The organism is Massilia antarctica (assembly GCF_015689335.1).
Lineage (GTDB): Bacteria > Pseudomonadota > Gammaproteobacteria > Burkholderiales > Burkholderiaceae_D > Telluria_A > Telluria_A antarctica.
The window spans coordinates 5,222,736-5,237,196 of record NZ_CP065053.1 but is presented as its reverse complement, the minus strand read 5'-3'; the positions used below and the strand labels follow the sequence as shown (position 1 = coordinate 5,237,196).

Annotated in this window: 16 protein-coding genes and 1 pseudogene; 9 read left to right on the top strand and 8 right to left on the bottom strand. The window is 65.7% G+C overall.

What is annotated here, in order from left to right:
* Nucleotides 1-470: 470 nt before the first annotated feature.
* Nucleotides 471-938, bottom strand: coding sequence for a hypothetical protein (locus IV454_RS23255; protein ID WP_206088046.1), 468 nt, complete (start codon nucleotides 936-938; stop codon nucleotides 471-473).
* A gap of 98 nt (nucleotides 939-1,036) precedes the next feature.
* Between IV454_RS23255 and IV454_RS23250 the strand changes: the two genes are divergently transcribed.
* A complete protein-coding gene (locus IV454_RS23250; protein WP_206088045.1) occupies nucleotides 1,037-1,174 on the top strand; it encodes a hypothetical protein in 138 nt (45 codons plus the stop codon).
* Here IV454_RS23250 and IV454_RS23245 read toward each other — a convergent pair.
* Genes IV454_RS23245 through IV454_RS23230 form a run of 4 tightly spaced genes read right to left on the bottom strand, consistent with a single transcriptional unit; the run spans nucleotide 1,171 to nucleotide 3,430 of the window.
* Nucleotides 1,171-1,374 carry a hypothetical protein gene (locus tag IV454_RS23245; RefSeq protein WP_206088044.1) on the bottom strand — a complete coding sequence of 68 codons (204 nt, stop codon included), beginning with the start codon at nucleotides 1,372-1,374 and terminating at the stop codon, nucleotides 1,171-1,173. The genes IV454_RS23250 and IV454_RS23245 overlap by 4 nt on opposite strands.
* A 4-nt stretch (nucleotides 1,375-1,378) precedes the next feature.
* Nucleotides 1,379-1,639, bottom strand: coding sequence for a hypothetical protein (locus IV454_RS23240; protein ID WP_206088043.1), 261 nt, complete (start codon nucleotides 1,637-1,639; stop codon nucleotides 1,379-1,381).
* Nucleotides 1,640-1,655: 16 nt separating this feature from the next.
* Entirely contained in the window at nucleotides 1,656-2,441 is a 786-nt protein-coding gene (locus IV454_RS23235) for a DNA/RNA non-specific endonuclease (protein ID WP_054264501.1), read from the bottom strand.
* A gap of 32 nt (nucleotides 2,442-2,473) precedes the next feature.
* Nucleotides 2,474-3,430: a helix-turn-helix transcriptional regulator gene (locus IV454_RS23230; protein WP_206088042.1), complete on the bottom strand. Its 957-nt coding sequence runs from the start codon at nucleotides 3,428-3,430 to the stop codon at nucleotides 2,474-2,476.
* A 96-nt stretch (nucleotides 3,431-3,526) separates the two neighbouring features.
* Between IV454_RS23230 and IV454_RS23225 the strand changes: the two genes are divergently transcribed.
* The 6 genes and pseudogenes from IV454_RS23225 (at nucleotide 3,527) to IV454_RS33015 (ending at nucleotide 6,412) form a co-directional block, all read left to right on the top strand.
* Complete coding sequence (locus IV454_RS23225; protein WP_206088041.1) at nucleotides 3,527-4,240, top strand: hypothetical protein; 714 nt, start codon at nucleotides 3,527-3,529, stop codon at nucleotides 4,238-4,240.
* Nucleotides 4,237-4,929, top strand: a complete 693-nt coding sequence (locus IV454_RS23220; RefSeq protein WP_206088040.1) for a LysE family translocator — start codon at nucleotides 4,237-4,239, stop codon at nucleotides 4,927-4,929. Before IV454_RS23225 ends, IV454_RS23220 begins: the two co-directional genes overlap by 4 nt.
* A 72-nt stretch (nucleotides 4,930-5,001) precedes the next feature.
* Nucleotides 5,002-5,397 (top strand): hypothetical protein, encoded by a 396-nt coding sequence (locus IV454_RS23215; RefSeq protein WP_206088039.1) that lies wholly within the window; start codon nucleotides 5,002-5,004, stop codon nucleotides 5,395-5,397.
* Nucleotides 5,379-5,489: pseudogene (locus IV454_RS33465) on the top strand (hypothetical protein); the annotation flags it as partial. The gene IV454_RS23215 and the pseudogene IV454_RS33465, both read left to right, overlap by 19 nt.
* Before the next feature lie 17 nt (nucleotides 5,490-5,506).
* Nucleotides 5,507-5,653, top strand: a complete 147-nt coding sequence (locus IV454_RS33020) for a DUF5985 family protein (protein WP_229522393.1) — start codon at nucleotides 5,507-5,509, stop codon at nucleotides 5,651-5,653.
* A 3-nt stretch (nucleotides 5,654-5,656) separates the two neighbouring features.
* Entirely contained in the window at nucleotides 5,657-6,412 is a 756-nt protein-coding gene (locus IV454_RS33015; RefSeq protein WP_229521797.1) for a DUF5985 family protein, read from the top strand.
* Between the two features lie 11 nt (nucleotides 6,413-6,423).
* On the opposite strand, the gene IV454_RS23200 is transcribed toward IV454_RS33015, so the two are convergent.
* Together IV454_RS23200 and IV454_RS23195 are read right to left on the bottom strand one after the other, a co-directional pair.
* Nucleotides 6,424-6,852, bottom strand: a complete 429-nt coding sequence (locus tag IV454_RS23200; RefSeq protein WP_206088038.1) for an NUDIX hydrolase — start codon at nucleotides 6,850-6,852, stop codon at nucleotides 6,424-6,426.
* Between the two features lie 115 nt (nucleotides 6,853-6,967).
* On the bottom strand, nucleotides 6,968-9,463 hold the full coding sequence (locus IV454_RS23195) for a response regulator (protein WP_206088037.1): 2,496 nt from the start codon (nucleotides 9,461-9,463) through the stop codon (nucleotides 6,968-6,970).
* Between the two features lie 168 nt (nucleotides 9,464-9,631).
* Here IV454_RS23195 and IV454_RS23190 point away from each other — a divergent pair, with 168 nt between their 5' ends.
* Together IV454_RS23190 and IV454_RS23185 are read left to right on the top strand one after the other, a co-directional pair.
* Nucleotides 9,632-12,529 (top strand): bifunctional diguanylate cyclase/phosphodiesterase, encoded by a 2,898-nt coding sequence (locus IV454_RS23190; RefSeq protein WP_206088036.1) that lies wholly within the window; start codon nucleotides 9,632-9,634, stop codon nucleotides 12,527-12,529.
* A gap of 337 nt (nucleotides 12,530-12,866) precedes the next feature.
* Nucleotides 12,867-13,229, top strand: a complete 363-nt coding sequence (locus tag IV454_RS23185; protein ID WP_206088035.1) for a hypothetical protein — start codon at nucleotides 12,867-12,869, stop codon at nucleotides 13,227-13,229.
* Here the strand turns inward: IV454_RS23185 and IV454_RS23180 are convergent.
* Nucleotides 13,226-14,434, bottom strand: coding sequence for a hypothetical protein (locus IV454_RS23180; protein WP_206088034.1), 1,209 nt, complete (start codon nucleotides 14,432-14,434; stop codon nucleotides 13,226-13,228). The genes IV454_RS23185 and IV454_RS23180 overlap by 4 nt on opposite strands.
* Nucleotides 14,435-14,461: the final 27 nt, after the last annotated feature.

The window sequence follows — 14,461 nt, the reverse complement described above, 5'->3', positions numbered from 1 at the left end:
CCTGAGTTTCGCCCGCTTCCGGGCCACCGAGGAAACCGCCATGGCAGTGCCATCCACGACCCTGACCGAAATAACCGGGCGCGCCGGCGCCGCGGCGACTGCTACATCGATCCCGAGCGCTGGCTGGAGCACGCCGGCGAACGCGATGGTTCCTGGTGGCCCGAGTGGAGCATCTGGCTCGACACGGTATCGACCCAGCCGCGCGTGCCCCCACGCACGGTGGAGGAAGGGCTCGGCCCTGCGCCGGGGAGCTACGTGCTGCAGCGCTAAGAAGGCAAGATCGTCGAAGTGCGCCTGTTCTCCAGCGATCAAGCGAAAGAAGATGCGTTCCGGGAACAATGACCGAGATGCGATGCATTGTGTGGAGTGAAGCGTTACGCCAGCAGCCCCACGCTCATTTCCGCCTGACTGCTTACGCCCTGACCGATGTCGTTTGCGTAGCTGACGTGAATGCGGCGGGCACGACTAGCCTAGACTTCACGGTAGTCCTGGATGTGCAAACGCGCAAGTTCTTGTGCATTCGCTACCGCTGCCTTGTCGACAGCGGCTGAATCGGGTAGCCAATTGAAGAAACCAGGCCCTTGAAAGAGCAACAAGCCATCCGCGAACCGTCGCGCTCTTGTAAAACTCGCCCATCCAATGCGCACTTCGCTATCTCGGCCAACAATGTGCGACCCGCTGTCCGACATGTCGAACGCAATTTCATCATTGTGAAATGGCGATTTTCGAAATCGTCTGCGAAGAAGCCAGGCGTCGATAGGCCAACCGAGGAGCAGCGCGCCGACGATGGCCCCCACAATTGCGGCCAGCACCACCGAGCCGATGAACACGGCAAGCGCCAGAAGCGCAACCAGCGCCGCTCCCAGAAACCACTTCAATCCAATGAATGGCCGGCGCCACCATAGCTGTTTTCTGTAACGCAGGAATGAGGTGATCAAATGGTCTTCTGAAAAACAGAAATGAAAGTGAGAATGCATATTTTCTTGTATCCCTCCATGGCGATGTTCTCGCGCCCGACCTCAGGGTAGACACCGCGATGAGCGCCTGGCCAATACATACCTCGACCTCGCCGGCCGTGTCGGCCAGCAGCTCGCCCAGGGCGCCGATCAGCGAATCGATCCTGCCAATGAGTGCCTGCTGCCGGCCATCATCGAACGGCTGCGTCAATGCCTAACCGCGCAAGGTCAGCAATTCCCTCGTCACTGCGGGAAAGTCCTTGGCCTCGACCGGGCACCCGGTCTGGAACAGCGGCAGCCAGACAGCCGCGGTCGCGGGCAACCAGTAGCGCTCATACCCCTCTTCCAATGCCACAGGGACCGTGAACCACTGCCATTTCTCGCTATCTGGCCGCGTGACGATCAGTGCAACCGTCATGCGCTCAGTTGAAGGGGTTGTCCACCTCGCCCACCGCCGCCGGCGGCAGCTCGGCTGGCAAGCTCATCGCTTCGAGCTTCGCGACGATCTCGCCCAGCACTTCCTGCAGCCGGCGCGCGTGCGCCAGGCCGATTTTGTCGGCGGTCAGATCCACATCGCCGCTCACCGTGATCCGGTCGAGCCGGTTTTCGATCATCAGCTTGCCGACCGACACCACGTCGGCCTCGTTGGCATACGGTACAAAACTCTGTTTTTTGCTGCTCATTGCATCTCCTTGAATGTCAGAACGGCCAGTGGCGCGATTTTTTCTGTTTCGGACGCGGCAGGTCGAGCATCGCCGACTTTTGCCTGGCGCTCAAGGATGGCATGAGGTTGATGCCGATCTTGTCTTCCAGTTCCGCAATCGTCATCACATCCAGCTCGTCCGTCGCACGATTTTCCACCAGCCAGGCCGCGCCCGCCTTCTGGCTCGGACTATACACTGCCTTGTACAGATGGCTCGGCACCAGCACGTTGCCCACCTTCTGCAAGCGCCCGCCGATGAACGCAGGCCCGGTGATCACATACAAGGTGCCTTCCTTCTTGACCATGTCGCGCACGCGCCCTTCGAGCCCGGCCCACAGGTGACGGTTATTCTCGGAATCCTGCGGCACCATGTTCGCCAAGGTGAAACTTTCGTGCTGGGTGCGCCGGTCCGGCATGTCGCCGTTGGGCGCCATGTGGCCGCGGTCGAAGCCGCTGCGGGCGTAGTCCGACAGCTCGGCCCGCTGCGCCGGCGACAAGCGTTCCTCGGAGTGAAACGAATCGTCGCGCGAGAGTTTTTTGGCCAGCGCCAGGTTTTCCGGACGCAGGCGTTCGGCCGACCACAGCGGCGTGCGCGTGATCCCGGAATGCATGACGCCGAACACGCCGTAGCACAGTTCGGTGGTCGCTTTCGCCAGTTTGGGGTTGTGGATTTCGGGCAGGCGCCCGTCGACATAGTGCGCGGGACAGCCGCCGGCAAACGCGCTGCCGGCTGCCAGCATCGTCCATCCGAGGACGAGGCCGGCCAGTGTTTTCTGAATCATGTTTTCCAAATTGAATTGATGAGCGACGCATTCTAGCGGAGCGCGCCCGCCATGCGAAGCAGTCGTTCACCTAATCTGGCCAGACTGTCGCGCAGCAGGTCCGGCGCGCGCACCTCGAAATCGAACGGCATCCCCGCCAGATGCCCGGCGAACCAGTCGACGTGGTCGGTGCTGCAGCGCAGGAGCACGCCGTCGTCGATCTGTTCGAACACGCCCAGGGCGCCGAAAAAATGGGCGCTGGCCGTTTTCAGGTCGGTGTGCAAGAGCACCTCGACCGGATGCGCGCGCGGCATCGTGGCCATCGATTGGTTCAGATAGCCGAGCGGATCGAAGCCGGCCGGGCGCGCGAACGAGACCGGACGCGGTTCGGCCTTGACGATGCGGTCGAGCCGGAACGAACGCATTTCCGCGCGCAAGTGGCACATGCCGATCACGTACCAGCAGCCGCCGCGAAACGCCAGGCCGTAAGCGTCGAAGCCGCGCTCGGTTTCGCTGCCATCGGGCGCGCGGTAGCGCAAGTGCACGCGCCGCTGCGCCAGCGCGGCCGAACTGAGCGTGACGAGGGCGTCGCTGTCGGTCGGGGCCACGGTGCGGATCATGTCCAGGCGCACCGTTTCATCGATGGCGCGCACCCTCCGCTTGAGGTTGGCCGGCATGATGCGTTCGAGCTTGGCCTGGGCGCTGGAGACGGCCGGCGCGGCCTCGGCAAAGCCCAGGCTGCGCGCGGCCAGCAAGCCCATTGCCAACGCCAGGGCTTCGTCGTTGGTGAACATCATCGGCGGCAGCTTGAAGCCGGCCATCAGCGCATAGCCACCGTGGCGGCCGCGCTCGGTGGTGATGGGGATGCCCATCTCTTCCAGGGTGACGATGTAGCGGCGCAAGGTGCGCGTGTCGACGCCGAGGCGGGCCGACATCTCGGCGCCGCTCAGGCGGCCATGGGTTTGCAGCAGTTCGAGCACTGCCAGCACGCGGGTGGTTGGATGGTACATGGTGCAACGATATCAGACTAATAGGGCGAATTCTGTCCTGTTTTGCATTTACGCTGGCGCTTGTCGATGTTTCATCAACAAGAAAGAGAGCACAACATGACAAACCCAACACCGATCGAGCATTTCCCCGTCATCGAATTGCGCCGCTACACGACGGCGCAGGGCGCGCGTGCCGCCATCGCGCGCCGTGTCGACGAGACCCTGGCACCCGCCTTCCAGCACCTGGGCGGCATGGCGTTCGGCCATTTTTGCGAACGCGGGCGGCCGGACGGCGTCGCCTGGCTGCGCGGCTTTCGCACGCCGGCGGCGCGCGCCAGGATCGGCCGCGCCTTCGACGCACAGGCGCACACTGGCCTCACGGCCGCCCGCACCGATGTGCTGGTACTCAGGCCGCTGCATGCGGGCAGCGGCATCGCGCCCCCGCCCATGGCCGGCGAAGCGCAGGGCATCGTGGTCGCCCAGATCCTCACCGTGACCGCGGGCCGGAGAGCCGCTTGCGAACGCGCCGCCGAGCGCTGTTTCGCCGCCTACCATGGCCACGGCGTGATCGAAGCGGGCATCCTGACCACCTTCGGCGAGCGCGATGCCGGCGCCGCCCTGGTCTGGCTCGGCATCCTGCGCGACGACGCCGCGCTGGCCGCCTTGCGCCCGGCGTTCGATTCGGCAGCCCGCGAACTGGGCGCGGCCGGCTTGCTGGCGGCGCCGCCCGACCTGCTGGTGCTCGACCCCGGCCCCCGCTCGCGTCTGCGCTGGGTCAGCGCCGCCAGCGTGACCGCGCCGGCCCGCTCTTCGGCCATGGCGGCGGCATGAACGGCGGCACCAACCTGTGGCTGTACTTCGTGGTGGTGTTCGGCATCGTCGCCCTGCCCGGCCTCGACATGGCGTTCGTCATGGGTAGCGCCGTGCTGGGCGGGCGGCGCGCCGGACTGGCGGCGGTGGCCGGCATCGTTTGCGGCGGCTTCTGCCACCTCGCCATGGGCGCGCTGGGGGCGGCTGCGGTGCTGGCGCTGTGGCCGGCCCTGTTCAATGCCATGCTGGGCGCGGGCGCGCTGTACACGGCGTGGATCGGCGCGAGCTTCCTGCGCAGCAGCGCGGCGGGAAGCGCGCGCATGCCGGGCGCGGCCTGCGCCAGCGGCGCCACCTTCCGCCGCGCGCTCGGCACCAGCCTGCTCAATCCCAAAGCCTATCTGTTCATGCTGGCCCTCTTCCCCCAGTTCCTGCAGCCCGGCCCGCAGCCGCTGTGGGCTCAGTCGGCGGTGCTGGGCACGATCACGGCGCTGACCCAGGCGGGTATCTACGGCGCCCTCGCCTTGCTCGGCGGCGGCGCCGGCGGCTGGCTGGAACGTCATCCCGGCGCCGCCACCACCTTGGCGCGCACGATGGGCGTGCTGCTCATCGCCGTGGCCATCCTGACCGCGCTGCAAGTTGGGCGCAACGTACTGGCGGGAAGGGCAGGTGGCGCAGGCGCGATGTCCGCAACGCAATTGATGCATCCTTGATAAGAAAAATCGGCTAGAATACGCGTTTTGGACCGCGTTGGCTCAGCTTGGCGCAATGGATCTTTTCACATCATGGTGCCCCAACCGATTCCCGAAGAGCTGCGTCGCTTCCTGCTGACGAGTATTGCCTCCGTGCCCCACCTGGAGGCGCTGCTGTTATTGCGCACTAGCGCCCAGCGAGACTGGAGTGCGCAGGCGGTGGCCGAACGGCTGTATATTGGCGACCAACTGGCGGTCACCTTGCTGGCGGACCTGTCCCGGGCCGGCATGACCGTCACCCTGCGCCACGCCGGCAGCGAGCCGGTGTTCCGTTACCAGCCCACCACGGCGGCGCTGGGCCGGGTGATCGACGCGCTGGCCGACCTGTACGGACGCCGCCTGGTCGACGTCACCCATCTGATTCATTCAAAATTCGAGCGCAGGGCAAAGCAGCTTGCCGATGCGTTCACATGGAGAAACGAATCGTGAAGGCTGCGGCAATTTACCTTCTTCGCATGCTCACCGCCCTCGCCTGCGCCTGGCTGCGACTGGCCAGCTACGCACGCACAGGTCATCGCCTGCTGTTCTGGAGCGGCCTGTGCTTTTGCGGCATGACGCTCAACAAACTGATCCCATCCTCGACAAGCTGGTCTTTCCGCGCATCGAGTTGCTGACCTTGCGCCTGGTCACGGCGCTGATCTCGGTAGCCCTGCTGCTGTACGGCCTGATCTGCGAAAAGGAGTAAGCGATGAATTTGATGCTGGCCGGGGCCGGCGCCATGGATTCGCTCGGGATCGGCCTGTTTTTCCTGCGCCTCTGGCGCAATGCGGGCGACCGTTTTTTCCTGTATTTCGCGCTGTTCTTCCTGAGCGAGGGCGGCCACCGCGTCTACGCCAGCCTCACCCCCGCGATGAGCGAAGATTCGCCCTTCCGCTTCCTGCTGCGGCTGTTGTCCTATTGCCTGATCTTGTGGGCGATTGCTGCGAAGAATTGGAACCGTCCCCATGCCGGCACGGACGGGAAGCTGAACTTTCGGGCGTGGCAGGCATCCAAGCAGAAGATCCCTACCGAAGGAGGCATGATGCCAGCCACCCCGACCGACCGGCAAACAACCGCGGCGCCGTCCGCCATCCCGGGCTCCGCCAGTACGAACGCACCGGCGCCCCGTTCCGCTTCCCTGCTCCCGGCCGATGGCGACGAGCCAGACGGCCGCTTAGCGGTCGCCGAAGAGGCCAGCGTCGACCAGCAGTCCGACAGCGCGCGCCAGATCGGTGCCTTGCCGCCGGGGCCGATGTGGCCGGCGCGGTGGCGGACACGCTGGCGCCGCCAGATAAGCGGCAACCCTTGGCGAAGAATGGCGGCGTGGCGCGGCCGGACGCGTAGCCGCGCCGACCACCAGCGCCGCTGCGCGACCGGCTTCGGCCCGCACCCGACCGGGCCGGTGGAGTTGGCGGCGGTGGCCGTCTTGCTGTCGAGCCAAGCGCCGCGCCGCGATCCGACCTGATTTTTTTTGCGCTACCAGTCGAGCGTGGGCAGCAGCTTGCCCATGCGCGGCCAGCACAAGCGGGCGATGTCGCTCCGGTCGGCCCAGCGGAAGGCATCCGTTTCCGGGGTCGGCTCGCCGCTCACCGGATGCGGGAAGAAACTGGTGCATGCCAGGTGCGCCAGGCTGGTCAGCTCGGCGCCCACCCGCACGCGGAACAGGTGCAGGCGCTTGTCGCTGCGGTAGGCGAAGCCGCCCAGGTCGTCGAAGCGTTCCGGCGTGAAGGCGATACCGGCTTCCTCCTGCAATTCGCGCATGGCGGCTTCGAGTGCGGTTTCGCCGGGGTCTTGCATGCCTTTCGGGATGTCCCAGTGGGCCGTGTTGGTAACGTGGCACAGCAGCAACTGCCCGGCCGGGTTGACCACCAGGGTGCCGCAGGAGACGGACTGCACGCGGGTCACGACAGCGCGCCGGACGCTGTGCGCTCGGGACAAAGGGGAGGCACCTGCATGTTCACTGATGATCCTTTCGATAACGTTATAGCGCAGGTATCATGCACTGCAAACATGCAAATTGTCAAATTGGTATGGTCGGTGTAGCCACAGGCGGTGGAGCCACGGCTGGTGTCGCTGTCGGCGGTGCCTCCGCAGCGGCGGTGGCGGCCGCCAGCACGCTGTTGAGCGCGGCGATGTCGACCGGCTTGGTCAGATGGCGGTCGAAGCCGGCCTGCTGCGACATGATGACGTCGGCGCGCGCGCCCCAGCCAGTCAGCGCCACCAGCAGCATGCCGTCCAGCGCGGGCATGGCGCGGATGGCGCGCGCCAATTGGTGCCCGCTCATGCCGGGCAGGCCGATGTCGAGAAACGCCAGGTGCGGCTTGCCTTGCGCGGCGAGAACCAGGCCCTGTTCGCCGTCGACGGCGACGTCGGTGCTGTGGCCGAGGGCCTGCAATAGTGCCGCCAGGCTGTTGCCGGCATCGACGTTATCGTCCACCACCAGCACCCGCAGCGCGGCCCGCGCGTTATTCGAGCACGGCGGCGCGGCCGGCGCCGCCATGCCGCTGCGCAGCGGCAGGCGCACGGTGAAGGTGCTGCCCAGGTCGCGTCCGGCGCTGGCGGCGCTGACCTTGCCGCCGTGTAATTCAACCAGGCGGCGCACCAACGACAGGCCAATCCCGAGCCCGCCCTGCGAACGGTCGAGGTTGCGCCCGACCTGGGTGAACATGTCGAACAGGGTGCCCATGTCTTCCTGCGAAATGCCCACTCCGCTGTCGATCACCGACAGCACGGCGTCGTCGCCCTCGCGCACGGCGCGCAGCACGATGTGCCCGCCGGCCGGCGTGTACTTGGCGGCGTTGTTGAGCAGGTTGCTGAGCACTTGCACGATGCGGGTGATGTCGACGTCCAGCGGCAGGGGCGCCTCGGCCACTTCCACCTTGAGCGTGTGGCCGCCCGCATTCAGGGCCGCCATGCTCGTTTCGATCGCCATCGCGACCAGGGTGGCGACGTCGCTGGCTTCGCGCTTGAGCTCGATTTTGCCGCGCGTGATGCGCGCCACGTCCAGCAAGTCGTTGACCAGGTGGATCAGGTGGCCCAGCTGGCGGTCCATCATCTCGTGCACCTTGGCCATGCTCTGGGGCGGCGCCGTCGACATGCGGATCAGGTCCAGGCCGGTGCGGATCGGCGCCAGCGGATTGCGCAGCTCGTGCGCCAGGGTGGCCAGGAACTCGGACTTGCGCCGGTCCGCCTCGGCCAGGTCGGCCGCCACCCGGCGCAGGTCGTTTTCGGCCTGCTTCTGTGCCGTGATGTCGCGCGTGATCGAGGCCAGGCCGATATTGTGGCCCTCGTCGTCGCACACGGCAAAACCCTTGTAGTACACGGGCAGGATCGTGTCGCTTTCGAAATTGCGCATACGCAGCTCGCCTTCCCAGCGCCCCGCCGCGCCGCGCACGGCCGGCAGCACCACCTGCTCGACGAACACGCGGCAATCGGGGGCGAAAAAGTCGGCGATGCCGTAGTCGCCCACCGAGGCATCGGGCGCCAGTCCGGCCAGGCGGCGTCCGGCCGGATTGACGTAGCTGGTGCGCCCATCCGAACCGGCAATGCCGATAAAGTCGGACGACTGCGCCGCTACCGCCGCCAGGCGCCGCATGCCTTCCTCGGCGCGCTGGGAGCGCTGGCGCGACTCGTCCAACTGCTGTTCGGACGCTTCTAGCTGCTCGGCGGCAAGCCGCTCTGGTGTGGCATCGCGAAAAATCTTGGCGTAGCCGCGCAAGCGCTCCGATTCGTCGCGCAGCGGCACCATCACGCCATCGGCAAAAAAGCGGGTGCCGTCGCGCCGCACGTGCCAGCGCTTGTCCTCGGCGCGGCCGGTATCGCGCGCCAGGCGCATTTCGTGCTCCGGCACGCCGGCGGCGCGGTCTTCGGGGCTAAAGATGATGGCGCTCGACTGGCCGCACGCCTTGTTCGCGAACCAGCCCGTGATGGTTTCGGCGCCGCCTTCCCATTCCGTGACGATGCCATCGGTATCGGTGCCGATGAAGGCATAATCGCGGGTATTGTCGAGGATGAGGCGGATGCGTTCGTCGCGCGTGCGCAGCGCTTCGAGGTGGCTGGCCTGGGCATGCAGGGCGATTTCGGCCGTCTTGCGGTACAGGTCGATGAAGACGGCCACCTTGGCGCGCAGGATGACCGGGCTGACCGGCTTGGTCAGGTAGTCGACCGCCCCCAGCGCGTAGGCGTGTTCGACGTGGCTGGGGTCGTCGCCGGCGGCGGTCAGGAAAATGATCGGCAAGGTGCGCGCGCGCGGATGGCTGCGGATCAGCGCGGCCGCTTCGAAACCGCTCATGGTCGGCATATGCACATCCATGAGCACCATGGCGAAGTCGCGGTTGAGCAGCTCGCGCAGGGCTTGTTCGCCCGAGGTCACGCTCACCAGCACCTCGTCGAGTTCGGCCAGCACGGCTTCGAGCACGGTCAGGTTGGCGCGCTGGTCGTCCACCAGCAGGATGTTGATCCTGCCCTTGGGCACGTCCCTGGGCTCGGCTTCGGTCTTGTTGTTCTGCTTGATCATTGGGTGTCCGATGTACCTCGCGGCGGTCGCCCAGGGTCAAGCTGGCAATGTAGGCCGACGATGAATAAAAGTCAATTGTGTAGCACGCAAAAAAATTTTAAAACTCGGGAACTTTCGGAACGCCAATCCATCCAAGCTCATTTACACCTTCGCAAGGTGGGGTATCCCATGTCCGAACGATTCCTGGCGTCCGCATTGCCGCAGCATGAAGCCGCCGAGCTTTACCGTCTGACGGTGGTCGGCATCCGCGAGGTCGCGGTATTTCTCATGGATCCGCATGGTTATATTACCGTATGGAACCGCGGCGCCCAGGACATGAAGGGCTATGCCGCCGACGAGGCCATCGGCAGCCATCTGTCGCTCTTGTATACGGAGCAAGACCGCGAGCGTGGCTGGCCCCGGCACAATCTCGGCTGCGCCGCCAAGAATGGTTTTCACAGCGAGGAAACCTGGCGCAAGCGCAAGGATGGCAGTCTGTTCTGGGCCCATATCGCCATCACTGCCCTGCGCGGCGATGACGAGCAATTGCTGGGGTTTTCCAAGATCACCATGGACCTGACCCGCCACCGCCTGCTCGAACAGTGCGAAAAGGAAAAGCAGGAGATCGACCTGATCCTGCGCGCGGCCGAGGCCGGCACCTGGAAGTGGCACATCGACAACGGCCGGGTCGAGGTATCGCGCCACCTGCTCGAACTGCTCGGTTACGAGGGCGAAACGCGCGAGCTCGATTTCGATGCCTGCCTGGAGTTCGTGCACCCCGACGACCGCGAGCGCTTTCGCACCTTGCTCGAAAACGCCCGGCGCGACCCCTGTACCGCCCCCATCGAAACCGAACTGCGCTTCCTGCGCCAGGATGGCGCCTGCCAGTGGTTCTTCATGCGCGCCAACTGGCACCGCGGCATCGAAGATGGCCCGATGCAATTCCTGGGCGCCTGCGTCGGCATCGACAACCTCAAGCTGGCGGAAGAGGAAAAAGAGCGCCTGCTGTCGCAATTGCGCCAGGAGCGCTCGCGCTTCGCCGACATCCTTGAACAGATGCCTTCGGGCGTTGTACTGGCCGACGTCCCCTCCGGCCGGCTGACCTACCAGAACCGGGCCGCCGCCAGCATGATGGGGCGCGATTTTTCCGGCGTTGACAGTTTCCATGACTATGACAGCTACATCTTCGTCGACGCCAGCGGCGCCCGCATCCCGGCCGAAGACTTGCCGCTGACGCAGGCCGTGAACGGGCAGCATAGCCCGCGCACCCAGGACCTGGTCTACGAGCGCGACGATGGCGAGCGCCTGCACCTGGACGTCACCACCGCCGCCATCGTCGACAGCGACGGGGTGGCGCGGGTGGCGATTGCCGTGTTGCACGATGTCAGCAAGCTGAAACACATGGAACTGGCGGCCGCCGCCGAGAAGGAGCGCGCCCTGGTCACCCTGGCGGCGATCACCGACGGCGTGATCACGGTCGACCGCGACGGCGTCATCATGTCGGTCAACCCGGCCGCCGAACGCATGATCGGCCTGGCCGAAGCGGCCGCGCGCGGCTTGCGCTTTCGCGACGTGCTGCAGATCGAGGAATACGCCGCCAGCGAGGCCACCTTTGGCGCGATCGAGCGCTGCCTGGGCGAGCATCTGACCACCGATACCTTGCCGCACGCCACCCTGATCAGCCGCGACGGCCAGCGCTTCGCGGTGGAAAATGCCGTCGCGCCCGTCGTTCTCGACGACGGCGAGCTGATCGGCACGGTACTGATCATCCACGACGTCACCGAATCGAAGCGCCTGCTGCGCCGGCTCGGCTTCGAGGCCAGCCACGACGCGCTCACGGGCCTGGTCAACCGGCGCGAATTCGAGCTGCGCCTGGAGCGCGCCATCGAACGCGCGCAACACCCGGGCGGGGCTTGCGCCGCCCTGCTCTACATGGACCTGGACCAGTTCAAGGTGGTCAACGATACCTGCGGGCATCAGGCCGGCGACGACCTGCTCAAGCGCCTGGCCGCCACCTACAGCGAGCACGTGCGCGAACGCGACACCCTGGCGCGCATCGGCGGCGACGAGTTCGCGCTCGTCGTCGAGCATTGCGGCGTCGACGAAGCCACCGCGGTGGCGCAAAAAATCCTCGACACGACCCGCACCTTCCGCTATGTCTGCAAGGGCCGCGTGTTCCAGCTGGGCGTGTCGATCGGCCTGACCCCGATCGACAGCGGCACCATCAACGTCGAGGAAGCGATGCGGCGCGCCGACCACGCCTGCTACCTCGCCAAGGACCATGGGCGCAATCGCATCTATGTACATTACAAGGGCGACCTCGACTTTGCCCAGCGGCGCAGCGACATGCACTGGGTCACGCGCCTGACCCACGCCTTCCAGAACGAGCAGCTGCAGTTGTACTACCAGCCGATCCTGCCGCTCGACGATGGCGACAGCCCGCGTCATTACGAAATCCTGCTGCGCATGCGCAATGGCCGCAACGGGCCGATCGGGCCGGCCGTGTTTTTGCCGGCGGCCGAGCGCTACGACGTGATTGTCAAGATCGACCGCTGGGTACTGACCCGCACCCTGGAATGGCTGGCCAGCAACCCGGAGCAGCTGGACACCCTGGAAATGTGCAGCATCAACCTGTCGCGCCGTTCCCTGGGCGACCCCAGCTTTCACAAATTCGCGGCCGAGCTGATCGATTCCTCCGACTTACCGGCCAACAAACTGTGTTTCGAGATCACGGAAAACGGCGCGATTGCCGACATGCAAAAGACGATTGCTTTCATCGAAGCCTTCGCCGCGCGCGGCTGCCGCTTTTCGCTGGACGATTTCGGCACCGGCATGACCTCGTTTTCCTACCTCAAGCAGCTGCCGGTGAACTACATCAAGATCGACGGCTCCTTCATCCAGATGATGTCGTCCAGCCAGGTCGACTTTGAAATGGTGCGCTTTACCAACGATATCAGCCACATGATGGGACGCAAGACGATTGCCGAGTACGTGACCGACTCGGCCATCCTGGCCAGCCTGAAGGCGATCGGGGTCGATTTCGCGCAGGGATACTGGGTCGGCAAGCCGCGCCCGCTCACGCCCTGAGGCGGCGCGCTGCGTCGCGGCCGGGATCGGTATATAGTCGGCACGTGGTGCAATACCGTTGACCGCCACACCGTCGCTCCCGCGCAGGCGGGAGCCCAAGTACCAAGCTCCGTCGCCCCCGCGAAGGCGGGGGCCCAAGTCACAACCGCAGCCCGAAGCTGAGCGTAGAAACTTGGGGCCCACGCGGGGGCGCCGAGCCCTGCGCGGGAGCGACGGTTTTGCGGTTAACGGTGTCGTGAACGCTATGCGGTACGCGGTACGCGGTACGCATGCGGTACGCGATATGCGGCGTCAGCGCCGCCAACCGCCCATTGAAGACTCCAGCAAAGGTCCGACCATGGCAGATACGCCCTCCCCCGAGCACAGCGCCGACGGCGACCCCGCGATCAGTTTCCCGACCTTGCTGTACCGTTTCCTGTTCTTCGACTGGCTGTTCCGCGACCTGGGTGCGGCGCGCGACGTGTACGAACGCCACGCTGCGCTGCAGCACAACCGTCGCATGTGCCGCTATTTCCCCACCTACCTGCGGCGCTGGTCGGTACTGACCCTGTTCGACTTCGGCATGGGCTGCCTGTGCGAACGGGCGCTCCAAGCCAGTTTATGGCCGGCCTGGTTCTTTGCCTGGTCGTGCCTCACCTTGGCCGGGATGGTGGTCATGTCGGTGGCCTGGGCCTTCCTGGCCAACGCCAGGCTGCCCTAGCCCTGGTACACGACGGTGTCCTGCGGCTCGCCATCCTCGCCGAAGCGCTGCGCCACCGACAGCGCGCGGATGCCGAGCGAACCCAGGGCGTCGCACAGGTCGTCCACCTCGCCCTGCAGGTCGGCAGCCACGTCGAGCGGCTTTTCCAGCGAGGCCAGCAGCACGCCCGCCGGGTCGCTCAGGTTGACCCGCATCACCATCTCATCTTCCACCGCAGCCGGGCCGAGCACCGCGCGCACCTCGCTGGCCGCAAGCGCTGACGCTTCCAGCGCCGCGTTGACGTCGCTGATCATTTGCAGCATCGCCAGTTCGGCCACGCCCTGCTCCTTGGCGCCGTAGAACAGGTCCTGGTACAAAAAGTGCAGCTCGACCGAGGCCGGATCGTCCGCCAGGCAGCGCTTGACCAGTGGCGCGGCTTGCACCGTCCAGGCGCGGTAGCGTTCCATGCGCGCCTCGAACCAGGCATCGGCCTGCGCTTCGCCGGCCGGGGCCGCGTAAAACGGGTCGTCGGCGCGCTTCATCGCGAACCCCAGCAAAAAGCGCAGCTCGACGGCCTGGTCGTCCGGACCGAAATGGGTCGGCGCCCAGCCCGTCATGCTGCGTTCCAGCGCCGGGCGCGCCACCAGTTTTTTCTCGGTCATCGAGCCGGCGGCGTCGCGCACCATGTCGTTCAGGTGGCTGTAGGTGATGGCGTCGATTTCATCGAGGTCGTAGGCGTGGCTGATCATCACCACCGTCGCTTGCGCACTTTCCAGGCCGCCCCGCTTGAGGCTCTCGACCAGTTCCTCGAAGGCGTCGCCATCGGCAAAGCCTTGGGCTTCCTTCAGGCCGCCCGTGCTGTGCACGAATACCGGCAGCGCGAAGGCGTTGATTTCCATTTCCAGACCATTTTCGCGGCGCAGGGTGACGGTGCCGGCCGCTTCCTCGGTGCGCTCGCGCAGCAGCTGGTAAGCGGCGGCATCGGTGTAGCGGGTGCGTTCGATGGCGCCGTACAGCACCTCGTCATTCTTCTTGCGCAGGGCGTTGCGCAGCAGGCGCGCGAATTCGACATCCTTCAGGCGCAGCGCTTCGGCGTCGCCATCCTCGTCCTGCTCCTGTTCGGCCAGCGCGAGCGCGAGGTCGGCAAGCTGCTGGGCCAGTACGTCGTCATCCTCCTGCGCCGGAACGTGGGATTTGCGGGGGACGGGGCGCTTGTTTTTGGGCATGGGAAGATGGATGGATGGCTAAGGAGC

Coding starts and splice junctions, on each gene's coding strand:
- IV454_RS23250 (WP_206088045.1), top strand. CDS start 1,037: ATGAGCGCCTGGCCAATACATACCTCGACCTCGCCGGCCGTGTCGGCC.
- IV454_RS23245 (WP_206088044.1), bottom strand. CDS start 1,374: ATGACGGTTGCACTGATCGTCACGCGGCCAGATAGCGAGAAATGGCAG.
- IV454_RS23240 (WP_206088043.1), bottom strand. CDS start 1,639: ATGAGCAGCAAAAAACAGAGTTTTGTACCGTATGCCAACGAGGCCGAC.
- IV454_RS23235 (WP_054264501.1), bottom strand. CDS start 2,441: ATGATTCAGAAAACACTGGCCGGCCTCGTCCTCGGATGGACGATGCTG.
- IV454_RS23230 (WP_206088042.1), bottom strand. CDS start 3,430: ATGTACCATCCAACCACCCGCGTGCTGGCAGTGCTCGAACTGCTGCAA.
- IV454_RS23225 (WP_206088041.1), top strand. CDS start 3,527: ATGACAAACCCAACACCGATCGAGCATTTCCCCGTCATCGAATTGCGC.
- IV454_RS23220 (WP_206088040.1), top strand. CDS start 4,237: ATGAACGGCGGCACCAACCTGTGGCTGTACTTCGTGGTGGTGTTCGGC.
- IV454_RS23215 (WP_206088039.1), top strand. CDS start 5,002: ATGGTGCCCCAACCGATTCCCGAAGAGCTGCGTCGCTTCCTGCTGACG.
- IV454_RS33015 (WP_229521797.1), top strand. CDS start 5,657: ATGAATTTGATGCTGGCCGGGGCCGGCGCCATGGATTCGCTCGGGATC.
- IV454_RS23195 (WP_206088037.1), bottom strand. CDS start 9,463: ATGATCAAGCAGAACAACAAGACCGAAGCCGAGCCCAGGGACGTGCCC.
- IV454_RS23190 (WP_206088036.1), top strand. CDS start 9,632: ATGTCCGAACGATTCCTGGCGTCCGCATTGCCGCAGCATGAAGCCGCC.
- IV454_RS23185 (WP_206088035.1), top strand. CDS start 12,867: ATGGCAGATACGCCCTCCCCCGAGCACAGCGCCGACGGCGACCCCGCG.
- IV454_RS23180 (WP_206088034.1), bottom strand. CDS start 14,434: ATGCCCAAAAACAAGCGCCCCGTCCCCCGCAAATCCCACGTTCCGGCG.